Raw genomic sequence first — 15,359 nt, 5'->3', positions numbered from 1 at the left:
GAAAGCAACCGGCATCGGGGGAAGCACGGGGGTGCGGTGATGATCCGGTACGTCAACTTCCAGTTCAGGACGGCCATACCGGCGTGGATCGCCCTGCTCTGCACGATGGGGGCCTTTCTCGCCGTCCACGGCGACTCGGAGCTGCCCGACTGGTGGTGGCGCGCTGTCGCCTACATCAGCGCGACCCACGCCGTGCTGTTCCGGCTGCGGCTGACCCGTATCAGGTTCGTCAGCACGGTGCGGCAGTTCGACGAGGCGCCACCCCGGCCGGTCCCCTACGGCACCTGGTCCACGGACTACTGGGGCCCGTTCCATCGCCCCCGGAGCCCGTTCGTCGTCCGCGCCCTCGTTCTCATGGCCCTGGTGCTGCCCTTGTGCCTGCTGTGGGAGCCCTATCCGATGCTGGGCCTGCTGTGGGTGACGCTGGAATGGACGAGTCTTGGCCTGATCGCGTCCCGCTGGGAGTTCGAGAGCCGAGCGCTGCTGTGGCTGGGACGCCAGGGAAGGGACCCGGAGGAGTACTACTACACGACGGTCAGCCCTCGCTGACCGACTCGAACCGCCACCGATGCACCGCCCTGCCGACCAACTCATCGCCCGGCTCCGGCAGTTCGGGCAGCTCGGCGTCGTAGGCCGCGTCCCACCACGTGATCACCAGCACCCGATCCTGAGGCGCCCGGAACGTCTCACGACGCAGCGGCCGTACGGAAAGCTCCTGGGCCCGCGCCCAGGCGAGGAGCTCTTCTCCCCTCCCCGCCACCGCCCGCGCCTCCCACATCAACGCGACGGTCACGAGTACAGGTTGTCCTTCGCCAGCTCGTGCACGTGATCGTGGTCATGCGAATGCGCCTGCCCGGCAGCACTCCCCGGCACATGCGGATCCGTAACCGGCAGCGAAGAATCCGCCGACAGATCCCAGTCCGAAGCGGCGCGCCCCCGCGTGACCATCTCCGCGCCCAGCGCCGCCACCATCGCCCCGTTGTCCGTGCACAACTTCGGCCGGGGCACCCGGAGTCGGATCCCGGCCGCCTCACACCGCTCCTGCGCCAGCACCCGCAGCCGGGAGTTGGCGGCGACACCCCCGCCGATCATCAGATGATCCACCCCCTGATCACGACAAGCCCGTACGGCCTTGCGCGTCAGCACATCCACCACGGCCTCCTGGAAGGACGCGGCGACGTCCCGCACCGGAACGTCCTCCCCCGCCGCCCGCTTGGCCTCGATCCAACGGGCCACGGCGGTCTTCAGACCCGAGAAGGAGAAGTCGTACGCGGCGTCGCGCGGCCCGGTGAGGCCGCGCGGGAAGGCGATCGCGTTCGGGTCCCCCTCCCGCGCGTACCGATCGATGACGGGCCCGCCCGGAAAGCCCAGGTTGAGCACGCGCGCGATCTTGTCGAAGGCCTCGCCCGCCGCGTCGTCGATCGTCGCGCCCATCGGCCGTACGTCCGACGTGATGTCCGTCGAAAGGAGCAACGACGAATGGCCCCCGGACACCAGCAGCGCCATCGTCGGCTCGGGCAGCGCCCCGTGCTCCAGCTGGTCGACGCAGATGTGGGAGGCGAGGTGATTGACGCCGTACAACGGCTTGCCCAGCGCGTACGCGTACGCCTTCGCCGCCGAGACGCCCACCAGCAGCGCACCCGCGAGCCCCGGCCCGGCGGTGACGGCGATGCCGTCGAGGTCCTTCGCGCTCACGCCCGCCTCCTTCAGCGCACGCTCGATGGTCGGGACCATCGCCTCCAGGTGGGCGCGGGAGGCGACCTCGGGCACCACCCCACCGAAGCGGGCGTGCTCGTCGACGCTCGACGCGATCGCGTCGGCCAACAGTGTCGTACCGCGGACGACGCCGACGCCGGTCTCGTCGCAGGAGGTCTCGATCCCCAGGACCAGAGGTTCGTCAGCCATTGATCTCGGTTCCTTGTACGGATACGGATGTGGAAGGGTCGTTGAGGCGCATGACGAGGGCGTCCACGTTCCCCGGCTGGTAGTAGCCGCGGCGGAAGCCGATCGCCTCGAAGCCGAAGCGCTCGTAGAGCTTCTGGGCACGGACGTTGTCGACCCGGCATTCGAGCATCACCTGCGTGCACTCGAAGGCGGTGGCGGCCCGCAGCAGCTCGGTGAGGATCAGCGCGCCGAGGCCGGTGCCCCAGTGTTCGCGGGCGACGGCGATGGTCTGGACGTCGGCGACGTCCCCGGCGGAGGCGAGGCCCCCGTAGCCGACGATCCTCTTGTCCTCGCCCGGGGTCTCGGCCACGACATACCGTCGGGTCGCGTGCGGACCGCGCGCGTGGGCGAGGTCCGACCAGAACATGCCCCGGGACCAGGCGTCCTCGGGGAAGAGGTCCTTCTCCAGCTCCAGTACGGGCTCGATGTCCCACCAGCGCATCTCGCGCAGCACCGCGGTCGTCACTTGGGGGTGACCACCTTGTAGTTCTTGGGGACCTGGGCGTCGGGCCGGCGCAGATACAGCGGCCTGGACGACTCCAGCTCCTCGCCCTTGGCCAGCCGCTCGGCCGCCAGGGCGGCGAGGGCGGCCGCGGAGACCTGCTCGGGCCCGCGGGCGTCCGGGAACGTGTCGGGGTAGAGGACCGCCCCTGCCCCCACCGCCGGCAGTCCGGCCACCACGTCGGCGATCTCGGCGGGCCGGTCGACGGCGGGTTCCGTCACTCTCGTCCGCGCGTCCTCGTACCGCGCCCAGTACACCTCCTTGCGCCGGGCGTCGGTCGCCACCACGAACGGGCCCTCGACCTCGGCCGCGTACGCGAGCCCGTCGAGGGTGCACAGTCCGTGGACGGGGACCCCGAGGGCGAGGCCGAAGGTGTCGGCGGTCATGAGGCCGACGCGCAGCCCGGTGTACGGGCCGGGACCGATGCCCACGACGATGCCGGTGACGGCGTCGAGACGGGTGCCCGCCTCGGCGAGGACCCGGTCGACGGCGGGCAGCAGCAGTTCCCCGTGGCGACGCGCGTCCACCTGGCTCGACGCGGCGACGACAGCCGTCCCGTCGTGCAGGGCGACGGTGACGGCGGGGGTGGCGGTATCCAGAGCGAGCAAGAGCACGCAAACAGCCTACGGCGCTTCGGGCCGGGCGACGGCCGACCCGGTCCACGCTCCCTCTGCTGCTACCGTCACAGCACAGACGTACTTCAAGGGCGTACGTGGGTACGAGAGGTGGGCACAGAAGGTGGCCAGTAGCAGCTCGGGATTCGTGGCCGGGCTCACCGCGGCGGCCATCGCCGCAGTCGGTTTCCTCACCTACCAGGCGTCGGCGACCGTGCCTGACGACCTGGGGAAACCGTCCCCCTCGAAGTCCTCGGCGCTCCCGAAGTCCAAGACCCCCGCCGAGAAGAAGGACGCCGCGGAGGTCCTCCCCGACGACTCGGGGGCGGGCCAGCGCGTCGTCTACTCCCTCGACGAGGACCGCGTCTGGCTGGTCGGCGCCAACGAGAAGGTCACCCGCACGTTCGAGGTCACCCCCAGCACGGTCGACCCCACCCCCGCCGACTACACCGTCACGTCCCGCTCCGCCGCCGTCACCGGCTCCGACGGCACCCCCATCGAACACGTCGTCCGCTTCGCCACGGTCGACGGCGTGTCCATCGGCTTCAGTGCGGCGGTCGACGGCTCCACCCCCCAGCCCGATCCCACCACCAAAACGGGCGGCATCCGCGAGTCCCGCAAGGACGGCAAGGCGATGTGGGAGTTCGCGGGCATCGGCATGAAGGTGGTCGTGGTCGAGTAGGGGGTGCCTGGTAAGCGCCGGGGCCCGATCTTTCAGGGGCGCGGGAAACCGCGCGACCGGCCCCCACTCACCCGCAGCCGCGAAACCGACGGATCGGCCCCGCCCAGAGCGCTATGCGGCCTTGGGGCACCGTTCAGCCACAGGCCGCCGTTCCTCCACCTTCACCGGCGGAGCCGCCGGTGGCGTCGACACGGCCTTCGCCGCCGCACACGCCGCCAACAGGTCCCGCATCGACACCCCGCCCACCCCGGACGGCTTACGTTCCGCTGTCGACATGGACGCCTCCTGGTGCCACCGGCGAACCAAGTTAGGTAGACCTAACCAAGGACTGGTTACCATGTGACCACGCCGAAGACGCCCGACGCAACATTTTGCCGACACCTCGTCGGAACCCACACAAGCCCGGACCGGGGCCGAACCGGGGCCGGACGAAGACCGGATCAACTCCGGATCAGGCCGACAACACACCCAGCTCGACGGAGTCCCACCGCTCCCCCAGCCCCGTCACCGTCACCTGCCGCACCTCGTCGGTCGTGTCGCCGACCGCCCGGTGGATGACGACGTTCAGCCGGTCGTCGGTCAGGTCCTCGACCTTCCCCTCGCCCCACTCCACCACGATCACCGATTCGGGCAGCGAGACGTCGAGGTCCAGGTCCTCCATCTCGTCCAGCCCGCCGCCCAGGCGATAGGCGTCGACGTGGACGAGCGGCGGCCCGTCCACCAGGGACGGATGCACCCGGGCGATGACGAAGGTGGGCGAGGTGACCGCGCCCCGCACCCCCAGTCCCTCCCCGAGCCCCCGGGTGAGGGTCGTCTTACCGGCCCCCAGCTCCCCGTTGAGCATCACGAGATCCCCCGCACGCAGCAGCTTGGCCAGCCGACGGCCCAACTCCAGCATCTGCTCGGGAGAATTGACGGTGATCTGAAGAGACGACATGGGCTCACCCTGGACGTGCGGTGCTGCTGGCGCTTCCATAACCACTTACGGTAGCCCCCGCCGGCACGGCCCCCGCGCGAGTGAGCAGGTCGGCGAGCCGGTCCGTCACGAGCTCGGGGTGCTCCAGCATCACCAGATGCCCCGCGTCCGGTACGAGGACCAGCTCCGCGTCCGGCAGCAGATCGGCGATGGCCTCGCTGTGCTCACTCGGCGTGACGAGGTCCTTGACCCCGGCCAGCACGAGCACCGGCAGCTCGGCGAACGCCACGAGCGCCTCGGTCTTGTCGTGCTCGGTGAACGCCGGATAGAACTCGGCGACCACATCGATCGGCGTGCCCTCGATCATCCGCTCCGCGAACCGCGCGACCGCCGGATCGACGTCCCGGGACGCGAACGAGTACCGCTTGATGATCCCGGCGAACAGATCGGCGGTCGCCCGCCGCCCCCGCTCCACCAGCGCGGCCTGCTGCCCCAGCGCCTTGAGCACACCCGGCAGCACCCGCCGTACGGCGTTGACGCCCGCGACCGGCAGCCCGAAGTTGACCTCGCCGAGCCGCCCCGACGAGGTACCGACCAGGGCGACGGCGACGACTCGCTCGCGGATCAGCTCGGGATAGTGCGCGGCGAGCGCCATGACGGTCATGCCGCCCATGGAGTGCCCGACGAGCACGATGGGCCCCTGGGGCACGGCCGCGTCGATCACGGCCTTCAGGTCGCGCCCGAGCTGGTCGATGGTGACCGGCCGCTCGTCCTGTACCTGGCCCACCCCGCGCGCGGAGCGGCCGTGGCTGCGCTGGTCCCAGTGCACGGTCCGGACGACACCGCGCAGCGCCGCCCGCTGGAAGTGCCAGGAGTCCTGGTTGAGGCAGTAGCCGTGGCTGAAGACGACGGTGACCGGGGCCGGTGCCTTGCGCCCGAAGAGCCGGCGCCTGCGGGGCGAGAGGCCGGCCTCGGGCTCGACGTCGTCGACCTCGTAGTACAGCTCGGTGCCGTCGTCGGCGTACGCCTTGCCCGGGGTGCCGCGCAGCGCCCCGTACGGGCCGGTGGAGTCGAGCGCGAGGCGGGCCTTCCTGCGCATGCCGCGCCCGACGGTGAGCCGCTCTATGGCGACGCCGGCGGCCGCGCCCGCCGCGACCACGCCTATCGCCGCCCCCGCGACGCCGGCTCTGCGCCAGATCCCGTCGCCGGAGGCGGCCGTCGCGGCGGCCGCGCTCGCGACGGCCTCCACGGCCTCCGCGCTGCTCTCGCTCACGTCCCGCTCCTCTTCGCCGACGTCCGGTCCCGCTGCCGATTCCACCAGCACTCCGCACATCAGTACGGAGTTACCAGTCTTGTTCCTCTTTCACTTACTCGTGTTCAGGCACTGCCCACTCATGCACTCGTGCTCACGTATCCCGGATCACACACCTGTGACCACTCACCCGTGATCACATACTCATGGGCCGCACTCGCCGTCGCACGCGCTTGCTCACTCGCCCGTGTTGACATAGACGCGCGGAACGCGGGTTCCGATGCGCGTCACGATCTCGTACGCGATGGTTCCGGCCGCCTGCGCCCAGTCCTCGGCGGTCGGCTCGCCCCCGTCACCCGTGCCGAACAGCACGACCTCGTCCCCGGCGGCGGGTTCGTCCCCGCCGAGGTCGACGACGAACTGGTCCATGGCGACCCGGCCCGCGACCGTCCGCCACTTGCCGCCGACCAGCACGGGCCCGGTGCCGGAGGCGTGCCGGGGGATGCCGTCCGCGTAACCGACGGGCACCAGACCGAGGGTCGTGTCGCCGGGTGTGACGTAGTGGTGGCCGTAACTGACGCCATGGCCCCCGGACACGTGCTTGACCAGCGCGAGCGAGGCGCTGAGCCGCATCACCGGGCGCAGCCCGAGGTCGGCGGAGCTGCCCAGCTCCGGGCTGGGCGAGATGCCGTAGACGGCGATGCCCGTCCGTACGAGGTCGAAGTGCGCGTCCGGGCGGGTGAGGGTGGCGGGCGAGTTGGCGATGTGCCGTACCTCGGGGCGGACGCCCCGGGCCTCGGCGTACGCGACCATCTCGCGGAAGCGGGTGAGCTGTGCCTCGATGGACGGGTGTCCCGGCTCGTCGGCGCACGCGAAGTGCGACCAGAGCCCGGTGACGGTGACAAGCCCCTCGGCCTCCGCGCGCAGCGCCTCGGCGACGAGCTCCGGCCAGTCGTCCGGCTGACAGCCGTTCCGCCCGAGCCCGGTGTCGGCCTTGAGCTGCACGCGCGCGCGTACGCCCACATCGCGGGCGGCCTCGGTGACCTCCCGCAGCGCCCACATCCCGCTGACCGCGACATCCAGTTCGGCCTCGACGGCTTCGCGCCAGGGCCCGCCCGGCGCCCACAGCCAGCACATGAGCCGTCCCGACAGCCCCGCCGCCCGCAGCGCCAGCGCCTCCTCCGGCGTGGCCGTCCCCAGCCAGGTCGCCCCCGCCTCGACCGCCGCCCGGGCACACCGCACCGCCCCATGGCCGTACGCGTCCGACTTGACCACGGCCATCAGGTCAGCACCCGGCGCCAACGCGCGCAACGTCCGCACATTGGCCCGCAGGGCATCCAGATCGATCTCGGCACGGGCCCGCACGGGCGCGCTCCGCAGAGGTGCTGTCTCACTCATGTCAGCCCCAGTGTCTCAGAGCCCACGGGGACACCTCCGACGCCCCTTTTGAACGGGCGCAGCCCGCTTCGAAGGGGCACGGGAAACCGCGCGACACGCCAGGATGAGCCCGCAGCCCGCAACCAGCAGGACCCCACCCCGAACCCGCTTCATTTCCCCAGCCGCTTCCCCCACACGAAAACCCGATCCTGCTCCTTCAACACCCCCCACAACCCCCGCGCATCGGCCAACCGCAGATTCACACACCCCATGGACCCGATCTCCGTGTGGATGGACCCGTAGACCGCATGAAACGCCTGCCCGCCACTGAAGAACTGGCTGTACGGCATGGGTGTGTTGTAGAGCGTCGACCAGTGGTTCTTGTGCTTCCAGTACACCTTGTGCCACCCGGCGCGAGTCGGATACTGCTTACGCCCGCTCCGCATCGGCACCGGCCCGAACACCACCTTCTTCCCCTTCTGCACCCAGGTCACCTGCCGCGACAGATCCACACACGCCACCCGGTACGTCCGCACCGGACACTTCCCGGCCGCGTTGGGGTTCTTCCGGGCGGACAGCAACTGCATCCGCGCCCAGGTCACCGGCCCCGCGAAACCGATCGCCGGCTTGATGCGCTGCTTGATCTGGAACGCCCGGACGGCGAGGCAGTCGGCCCGCGACTGCTTCCCGTCCACCTTCCGCTTCAGGTACCGCTCCACCTGCCGCTGGTACGGCCCCGTCAGCCTCGTACAGGTGACCTTGGCCCCGGCGACCGCCTCGGCCTCGCTCAGCGGCACGTACTCGATGAGGTCGTACGTCCCGGCCGCCGCGTCCCTCGGCTCGATCATCTCCTCCCCCGCATCCGGCACGTACACCCGCGGCGCAAGCAGTTGGTCAGGGGTGTCGATCTGCCAGGGCTGATGCGGACCGGGCGGCACCCCGGGCACGAGGTGGTCGGCGCCGGGGCGGTCGGCGGGCGCGGGCGGCGCGGGATCGGCCGCGGCACCGTCCATGGGAAGGACGGCCACCAGGGCGAGGACCACGACGACAGCCCGGAACGTCATTCGTCTGCTCGTCATGTGATCAGCGATACGTGCCCCCCACGCGCACGCCGGGGCGCCGCGCGTGCGGTCACCCGATATACGCGGGGGAAGTCACCCGATATGAGGGCTCACCGGACGCCCCACTGTCACGTACAGTCACACACGGCACACGACAGGTCGCGAACGGTACGACACAGGGGTTGATATGTGCGGAATCGTGGGATACGTCGGCTCGCAGTCCGCGCTCGACGTGGTCCTGGCAGGGCTGAAGCGGCTGGAGTACCGGGGGTACGACTCCGCGGGCGTGGCGGTCCTGGCGGACGGGGGCCTGGCCGCCGCCAAGAAGGCCGGGAAGCTGGTCAACCTGGAGAAGGAGTTGGTCGGCCGCCCGTTGCCGACCGGCTCGACCGGTATCGGCCACACCCGCTGGGCCACCCACGGCGGTCCCACGGACACCAACGCCCACCCGCACCTCGACAACGCGGGCCGGGTGGCCGTCGTCCACAACGGCATCATCGAGAACTTCGCCGCGCTGCGCACCGAACTGACCGAGCGGGGCCACGACCTGGCCTCCGAGACGGACACCGAGGTCGTCGCCCATCTCCTCGCCGAGCAGTTCTCGTCGTGCGACGACCTCGCGGAGGCGATGCGGCTGGTGTGCCGCCGTCTGGAGGGCGCGTTCACACTGGTCGCGGTGCACGCGGACGCGCCGGACGTGGTCGTGGGCGCGCGTCGTAACTCCCCCCTCGTGGTCGGCGTCGGGGAGGGCGAGGCCTTCCTCGCCTCGGACGTGGCCGCGTTCATCGCCCACACACGGTCGGCGATCGAGCTCGGCCAGGACCAGGTGGTCGAACTGCGCCGTGACGGCGTGACGGTGACGACCTTCGACGGCCGCCCCGCCGACGTCCGCTCCTACCACGTCGACTGGGACGTGTCGGCCGCGGAGAAGAGCGGCTACGACTACTTCATGCTCAAGGAGATCGCCGAGCAGCCCAAGGCGGTCGCGGACACGCTCCTCGGCCGTATCGACGCGGCGGGCTCGCTGACCCTCGACGAGGTCCGGATCTCCGCCTCGGAGCTGCGCGAGCTGAACAAGGTGGTCATCGTCGCGTGCGGTACGGCGTTCCACGCGGGCCTCATCGCCAAGTACGCCATCGAGCACTGGGCGCGCATCCCGTGCGAGGTCGAGCTGGCGAGCGAGTTCCGCTACCGGGACCCGATCCTCGGCCCGCACACCCTGGTCATCGCCATCTCCCAGTCCGGCGAGACCATGGACACCCTGATGGCCCTGCGCCACGCCCGCGAACAGGGCGCCCGTGTCCTCGCCATCTGCAACACCAACGGCTCGACGATCCCCCGCGAGTCCGACGCGGTCCTGTACACCCACGCGGGCCCCGAGGTGGCGGTCGCCTCCACGAAGGCGTTCCTGACGCAGCTGGTGGCCTGTTACCTGGTGGCCCTCTATCTCGGCCAGGTACGCGGCACCAAGTGGGGCGACGAGATCCGGGTGGTGATCCGCGACCTCTCCCACATCTCCAGCGAGGTGGCGCGGGTCCTCGAAACGATGGAGCCGGTACGGGAGTTGGCGCGCACCCTCGCCGCCAAGAACACGGTGCTGTTCCTGGGCCGCCACGTGGGCTACCCGGTGGCGCTGGAAGGCGCCCTGAAGCTCAAGGAATTGGCGTACATGCACGCGGAGGGCTTCGCGGCGGGCGAGTTGAAGCACGGCCCGATCGCCCTGATCGAGGAGGACCTCCCTGTCGTCGTCGTGGTCCCGTCCCCCGCGGGCCGCTCCCTCCTCCACGACAAGATCGTCTCCAACATCCAGGAGATCCGCGCGCGGGGCGCCCGCACCATCGTCATCGCCGAGGAGGGCGACGAGGCGGTCGTCCCGTATGCCGACCACCTCATCCGCATCCCCGCCACCCCCACCCTCCTCCAACCCCTCGTCGCCACGGTCCCCCTCCAGGTCTTCGCCTGCGAACTGGCGACGGCCCGGGGGAACGAGGTGGACCAGCCGCGAAACCTGGCGAAGTCGGTAACAGTGGAGTGAGTGGGGGGAGGGCGGACTCGGCCTGGGGCTAGGGTGCGGATCATGCCCATCATCGGAGTCGGCATCGACGTCGCCGAGATCGACCGTTTCCGCGCGTCCCTGGACCGCACGCCCAGCATGGCCGATCGCCTCTTCCTCCCGAGCGAGATCCTCCTCCCCAGCGGCGAACGCCGGGGCATCGCGTCCCTCGCGGCCCGGTTCGCCGCGAAGGAGGCCCTCGCCAAGGCCCTCGGCGCCCCCAGCGGCCTCCGCTGGACCGACGCCGAGGTCTACGTCGAACCCTCCGGCCAACCCCGCCTCCGAGTGACCGGCACGGTCGCGGCTCGCGCCGCCGAACTGGGGGTCAAGTCCTGGCACATCTCCTTGAGCCACGACGCGGGGGTGGCTTCGGCGGTGGTGGTGGCCGAGGGGTGAGGGCCGGGCGCCTCATGGCTCGGGAGCGCGGGCTGTCCCGCGACTGCGGGCGGTATGTGGCTGATCGCGCAGTGCCCGCGCCCCTGACGGGGCACAGCCCCGCTGCCATGGCTACAGGCACCCGTACCGCCGGCCTCCCCTGCCGTACACAGCTGCGGGCCATCGGGCCGCCGGGCACTCCCCTGCCGCACCTAGCTGCGGGCAGTCGTGCCGCTGGGGCGATGGGGGCACCTCCCGCTCATGGGGGTCCCTCCCGCTCGAGCGAAGTCGAGAGTGGGGGAGAAGCCGAGAGTGGGGGAGAGGCCGAGAGTGGGGGAGGGTGGGCGCAGCGGCACCCTGCACGCGCCGGTAAGCGCATCCGCCCCCGCCCGGCGACAGCGGAACGCACCCGACCCCCGCCCGGCGACCGCGGAACGCACCCCACACACCCCAGGCCCAGCTGCACCCGGCCCCCCGCACAAGGCAGACTCATCCCCATGCGCTCAGCCCACCGTGTAGAAACCGTCCGCACAGCCGAACGCACCCTCATGGCGCGGCTCCCCGACGGCGCCCTGATGCAACGCGCCGCCGCAGGCCTCGCCGCCACCTGCGCGGACGCGCTCGCCCGGGTCTACGGCAGCCGCATCGTCCTTCTCACCGGCAGCGGCGACAACGGCGGCGACACCCTCTACGCCGGCGCCCGCCTGGCCAGACGCGGTGCGGGAGTGACCGCCGTCCTCCTCACCCCCGACCGCACCCACCCGGAAGCCCTCAAGGCCCTCCTCCGCGCAGGCGGCACCACAGCCACCCCCGCCACCGCCGCCGGCCTCATCCACCACGCCGACCTCGTCCTCGACGGCATCGTCGGCATCGGCGGCAAGGGCGGCCTCCGCCCCGAAGCCGCCCACCTCGCCGACCTCGTGGCGGCCTCCCCCGCCACGGTCATCGCCGTGGACCTCCCGAGCGGCGTCGAACCGGACACCGGCGAGGTGCACGGCGCGGCGGTCCGCGCCGACCTCACCGTCACCTTCGGCACCCACAAACCGGGCCTGCTCATCGACCCTGCCCGCGAGTACGCCGGCACGGTCCGCCTCATCGACATCGGCCTGGCCGACACCCTCCCGGCCACCCCCACCCTGGAGTCCCTCCAGCACACCGACGTGGCCGCCCTGCTCCCGCACCCGTCCCAGGAGAGCGACAAGTACCGCCGAGGAGTCGTGGGGATCGCGGCAGGCTCGACCCGTTACCCGGGCGCGGCGGTCCTGGCGGTCGCGGGCGCCCTGCGCGGCGGCGCGGGCGCCGTCCGCTACGTGGGCCCGGCCGCCGACGCGGTCCTCGCCCGCTTCCCGGAGACCCTGGTCTCGGACAGCGGCCCGAAGAAGGCGGGCAGGGTCCAGGCCTGGGTCACGGGCCCCGGCGCGGGCGACGACGTGGCTCCGGTCGCCGAGGCCCTCTCCACCGACGTCCCCGTCCTCCTCGATGCCGACGGCCTCCGCCTCGCCGACCGCGAAACAGTCCGCACCCGCACGGCCCCCACCCTGATGACCCCTCACGCCGGCGAAGCGGCGGCCCTTCTGGGCGTCTCCCGCGAGGAGGTCGAATCCGCCCGCCTCACCGCCGTACGCGACCTGGCCCACGCCTACAACGCCACGGTGCTCCTCAAGGGCTCCACCACCCTCATCGCCACCCCGACACCCGACGCCCCGGTCCGCGTCAACCCCACCGGCACCCCCTGGCTCGCCACCGCCGGCAGCGGCGACGTCCTCTCCGGCCTGATGGGCTCACTCCTCGCCGCCGGTCTCACCCCCCTGGACGCGGCAAGCGTGGCGGCATACCTCCACGGCCTGGCGGGCCGCTACGCCGCGAACGGCGCCCCGACGGGCGCACACGACGTGGCGGAGGCGATCCCGGCGGCCTGGCGCGACATCACGGACTGACGCCGCTGGACGATCTGCCGACGCCGACGGACCAGGCACACATCCGGCCCGACCATCCCCCAGCCCATTCGCCCTTCATGCGCCGCCTTCGCTCCCGCCCCCGCTCCTTACTCCCCGTCAGTCCCCGTCCTCGATCCGCTCGATCGCCTCCCGCACCATCCCCAGATACTCGACCTCCTCGCACCGGGGCTTGCTCCCCATCCGGTACATGTCAATCACGTCGTAGAGGTGCTCACCCAGATCCTCGTCCGGCAGATCCGCCGACAGTTCACTGCAGACCCGCCCCGCCAGCTCCCCGTCACCGCGCGTAGATCCACGTCGAACGGCATCCCGTAACCGCGCACGCATGGCGAAAGTCATACAAATCCCCAATTCCCCCTGGCCGGCCGGGAAGCGGCTCCCTCCCGACTGCCGGGACGCTAACCCTTCCCCCACCCGAGGTCCATACGTTCGCCACAGTTCACACACAACGAAGGGCAAACCGGCTACCGTGCCCCCGAGCGTGACGGACCCCACCCCGCCACCCCGTTCGGACTCCGTTAACAATGGACTGTGATCTCACCGGTCTCCTCGTTGCCGCGGAGCGCCCACCGGCCCAGGCCGGAGGCGACTCCCTACGTCGACCTCACCCGTGCCGAGTGGAGCGCGCTGCGCGAAAAGACGCCGCTGCCGCTGAACGCCGAGGAGGTCGAGAAGCTGCGCGGTCTGGGCGATGTCATCGACCTCGACGAGGTTCGGGACATCTATCTGCCGCTGTCCCGGCTCCTCAACCTCTACATCGGCGCCACCGACGGCCTGCGCGGCGCCCTGAACACCTTCCTGGGCGAACAGGGCTCCCAGTCCGGCACCCCGTTCGTCATAGGCGTCGCCGGCTCCGTGGCCGTCGGCAAGTCCACCGTCGCCCGTCTCCTCCAGGCCCTCCTCGCCCGCTGGCCCGAGCACCCGCGCGTGGAACTGGTCACCACCGACGGCTTCCTGCTCCCCATGAAGGACCTCCGGGAACGCGGCCTGGTCTCCCGCAAGGGCTTCCCCGAGTCGTACGACCGCCGGGCCCTGACCCGTTTCGTCGCCGACATCAAGGCCGGCAAGGACGAGGTGACGGCCCCCGTCTATTCCCACCTCATCTACGACATCGTCCCCGACCAGCGGCTCACGGTCCGCCGCCCCGACATCCTCATCGTCGAGGGCCTCAACGTCCTCCAGCCCGCCCTGCCCGGCCAGGACGGCCGCACCCGCGTCGGTCTCGCCGACTACTTCGACTTCAGCGTGTACGTCGACGCCGGCGTCGACGACATCGAGCGCTGGTACCTCAACCGCTTCAAGAAGCTCCGCCAGACCGCCTTCCAGAAGCCCGACTCGTACTTCCGCAAGTACACCCAGGTCTCCGAGGACGAGGCCCTCGACTACGCCCGCACTCTCTGGAGCAGCATCAACAAGCCCAACCTGGTGGAGAACATCGCCCCCACCCGCGGCCGCGCCACCCTCATCATCCGCAAGGGCGCGGACCACAAGGTGCGCCGCCTCAGCCTGCGCAAGCTGTGAGCCCGTAGAAGCCGTGAGCCCGTGGAAGCCGTGAGGCGGACGAGCCGTGAGCCCGTAACAGAGCCCGGCTACCCTGCGGGCATGTTGCATCTGCGTTTGATCGCCCCGGCCGACAAGACGGACGAGGTCGTGCACCTGATCGAGAAGACGGTCGGCACCACCCATCTGGTCGTCATGCCGGGCGCCGCCCGCAACCCGGCCGGAGACGTCGTGATGTGCGACGTGGCACGCGAGGCGGGCGACGAACTGATCGGCGCGCTCAGGGCGTTGGACCTCGACAGGACCGGCTCCATCGCCGTGGAGAACATCGACCTGTCGCTCTCCGAGCGCGCCGACCAGGCCGAGGAGGACGCGCCGGGCGAGGGCGCGGACGCCGTCCTGTGGGAGCACCTCACGGAGGCGACCCACGAGGAGTCGACGCTCTCCATCACCTACGTCGCCTTCCTCACCCTCGCCACGATGATCGCGGCCTGCGGTGTGGTCCTCGACAACGCGATCCTGATCGTCGGCGCGATGGCGGTCGGCCCGGAGTTCGGCCCCCTGGCCGGCTTCAGCACGGCCCTCGTCCAACGCCACCCGCGCCTGGCGCTCCGCTCCCTCATCGCCCTGGTCGTGGGCTTCGCGGTGGCCATGGCCGCGACGGTCGGCTTCAGCCTCTTCATGGACGCGCTCGACCTGTTCAGCAGGGAACAACTGGACGCCGACCGCCCCAACACGGCCTTCGTCTACGCCCCCGACGCCTTCTCCTTCGTCGTGGCCGTCCTGGCGGGCATCGCGGGCACCCTGTCCCTCACCTCGGCCAAGTCAGGCGCCCTGGTAGGCGTGGCCATCTCGGTCACCACGGTCCCGGCAGCGGCCAACGCGGCAGTGGCCCTGAGCTACGGCGACACGAAGCAGACGGTGGGCTCCACAGAGCAACTGCTCCTGAACCTCCTGGGCATCGTCCTGGCCGGCACCCTCACCCTGCTCTTCCAGAAATGGCTGTGGTCCAAGCACCGTTGAGCGGCCCGGGAACCCGCGCCCCGTAAGGGGCGCGGGGAACTGCGCGACCAGCCACAACGAACCCGCAGCCCGCACAGCACAGTTCCCCCACCCCGAACCCGG

General features: G+C 71.1%; 17 protein-coding genes. 7 read left to right on the top strand and 10 right to left on the bottom strand.

The features are described 5' to 3' along the window. Positions 1-39: 39 nt before the first annotated feature. Positions 40-549, top strand: coding sequence for a hypothetical protein (locus JIX55_RS31485; protein ID WP_257566602.1), 510 nt, complete (start codon positions 40-42; stop codon positions 547-549). Here JIX55_RS31485 and JIX55_RS31480 read toward each other — a convergent pair. From JIX55_RS31480 to tsaB, 4 genes are read right to left on the bottom strand one after another with little or no spacing between them, the layout of a single operon-like run. Further along, positions 536-793: a hypothetical protein gene (locus JIX55_RS31480; protein ID WP_257566601.1), complete on the bottom strand. Its 258-nt coding sequence runs from the start codon at positions 791-793 to the stop codon at positions 536-538. The two genes, JIX55_RS31485 and JIX55_RS31480, sit on opposite strands and share 14 nt — an antisense overlap. After that, a complete protein-coding gene (gene tsaD / locus JIX55_RS31475) occupies positions 790-1,905 on the bottom strand; it encodes a tRNA (adenosine(37)-N6)-threonylcarbamoyltransferase complex transferase subunit TsaD (protein WP_257566600.1) in 1,116 nt (371 codons plus the stop codon). The genes JIX55_RS31480 and tsaD overlap by 4 nt, the downstream gene beginning before the upstream one ends. Continuing rightward, the gene (gene rimI, locus JIX55_RS31470; RefSeq protein ID WP_257566599.1) at positions 1,898-2,410 is read right to left on the bottom strand and encodes a ribosomal protein S18-alanine N-acetyltransferase; all 513 of its coding nucleotides are present in this window, start codon (positions 2,408-2,410) and stop codon (positions 1,898-1,900) included. The genes tsaD and rimI overlap by 8 nt, the downstream gene beginning before the upstream one ends. Then, positions 2,407-3,060 carry a tRNA (adenosine(37)-N6)-threonylcarbamoyltransferase complex dimerization subunit type 1 TsaB gene (tsaB, locus tag JIX55_RS31465; RefSeq protein ID WP_257566598.1) on the bottom strand — a complete coding sequence of 218 codons (654 nt, stop codon included), beginning with the start codon at positions 3,058-3,060 and terminating at the stop codon, positions 2,407-2,409. The genes rimI and tsaB overlap by 4 nt, the downstream gene beginning before the upstream one ends. A gap of 124 nt (positions 3,061-3,184) precedes the next feature. On the opposite strand from tsaB, the gene JIX55_RS31460 reads away from it, so the two are divergent. Further along, complete coding sequence (locus JIX55_RS31460) at positions 3,185-3,742, top strand: hypothetical protein (protein WP_257566596.1); 558 nt, start codon at positions 3,185-3,187, stop codon at positions 3,740-3,742. 111 nt (positions 3,743-3,853) lie between these two features. On the opposite strand, the gene JIX55_RS31455 is transcribed toward JIX55_RS31460, so the two are convergent. The 5 genes from JIX55_RS31455 to JIX55_RS31435 all read right to left on the bottom strand — a co-directional run bounded on the left by JIX55_RS31455 (position 3,854) and on the right by JIX55_RS31435 (position 8,366). Then, positions 3,854-4,018, bottom strand: coding sequence for a hypothetical protein (locus JIX55_RS31455; protein WP_257566595.1), 165 nt, complete (start codon positions 4,016-4,018; stop codon positions 3,854-3,856). Between the two features lie 175 nt (positions 4,019-4,193). Then, complete coding sequence (gene tsaE / locus JIX55_RS31450) at positions 4,194-4,718, bottom strand: tRNA (adenosine(37)-N6)-threonylcarbamoyltransferase complex ATPase subunit type 1 TsaE (RefSeq protein WP_257566594.1); 525 nt, start codon at positions 4,716-4,718, stop codon at positions 4,194-4,196. Next, the gene (locus JIX55_RS31445) at positions 4,684-5,931 is read right to left on the bottom strand and encodes an alpha/beta fold hydrolase (RefSeq protein WP_257566593.1); all 1,248 of its coding nucleotides are present in this window, start codon (positions 5,929-5,931) and stop codon (positions 4,684-4,686) included. The genes tsaE and JIX55_RS31445 overlap by 35 nt, the downstream gene beginning before the upstream one ends. A 216-nt stretch (positions 5,932-6,147) precedes the next feature. Next, positions 6,148-7,308: an alanine racemase gene (alr, locus tag JIX55_RS31440; protein ID WP_257566592.1), complete on the bottom strand. Its 1,161-nt coding sequence runs from the start codon at positions 7,306-7,308 to the stop codon at positions 6,148-6,150. Positions 7,309-7,457: 149 nt separating this feature from the next. Further along, entirely contained in the window at positions 7,458-8,366 is a 909-nt protein-coding gene (locus tag JIX55_RS31435; protein WP_257566591.1) for a L,D-transpeptidase family protein, read from the bottom strand. A gap of 169 nt (positions 8,367-8,535) precedes the next feature. On the opposite strand from JIX55_RS31435, the gene glmS reads away from it, so the two are divergent. From glmS to JIX55_RS31420, 3 genes are all read left to right on the top strand, one after another. Then, positions 8,536-10,383, top strand: a complete 1,848-nt coding sequence (glmS, locus tag JIX55_RS31430) for a glutamine--fructose-6-phosphate transaminase (isomerizing) (RefSeq protein ID WP_257566590.1) — start codon at positions 8,536-8,538, stop codon at positions 10,381-10,383. Between the two features lie 42 nt (positions 10,384-10,425). Beyond that, on the top strand, positions 10,426-10,797 hold the full coding sequence (locus JIX55_RS31425; protein WP_257566589.1) for a holo-ACP synthase: 372 nt from the start codon (positions 10,426-10,428) through the stop codon (positions 10,795-10,797). A gap of 476 nt (positions 10,798-11,273) precedes the next feature. Continuing rightward, entirely contained in the window at positions 11,274-12,713 is a 1,440-nt protein-coding gene (locus JIX55_RS31420; RefSeq protein WP_257566588.1) for an NAD(P)H-hydrate dehydratase, read from the top strand. A gap of 117 nt (positions 12,714-12,830) precedes the next feature. Here JIX55_RS31420 and JIX55_RS31415 read toward each other — a convergent pair whose 3' ends face one another. After that, complete coding sequence (locus JIX55_RS31415; RefSeq protein WP_257566587.1) at positions 12,831-13,061, bottom strand: hypothetical protein; 231 nt, start codon at positions 13,059-13,061, stop codon at positions 12,831-12,833. A 204-nt stretch (positions 13,062-13,265) separates the two neighbouring features. On the opposite strand from JIX55_RS31415, the gene coaA reads away from it, so the two are divergent. Then, positions 13,266-14,255 (top strand): type I pantothenate kinase, encoded by a 990-nt coding sequence (gene coaA / locus JIX55_RS31410; protein ID WP_257566586.1) that lies wholly within the window; start codon positions 13,266-13,268, stop codon positions 14,253-14,255. Between the two features lie 81 nt (positions 14,256-14,336). After that, complete coding sequence (locus JIX55_RS31405; protein WP_257566585.1) at positions 14,337-15,257, top strand: DUF389 domain-containing protein; 921 nt, start codon at positions 14,337-14,339, stop codon at positions 15,255-15,257. The last annotated feature ends 102 nt before the right edge of the window (positions 15,258-15,359 follow it).

This window comes from Streptomyces sp. DSM 40750, assembly GCF_024612035.1.
Lineage (GTDB): Bacteria > Actinomycetota > Actinomycetes > Streptomycetales > Streptomycetaceae > Streptomyces.
This window is presented reverse-complemented; position numbering and strand designations above follow the sequence as displayed.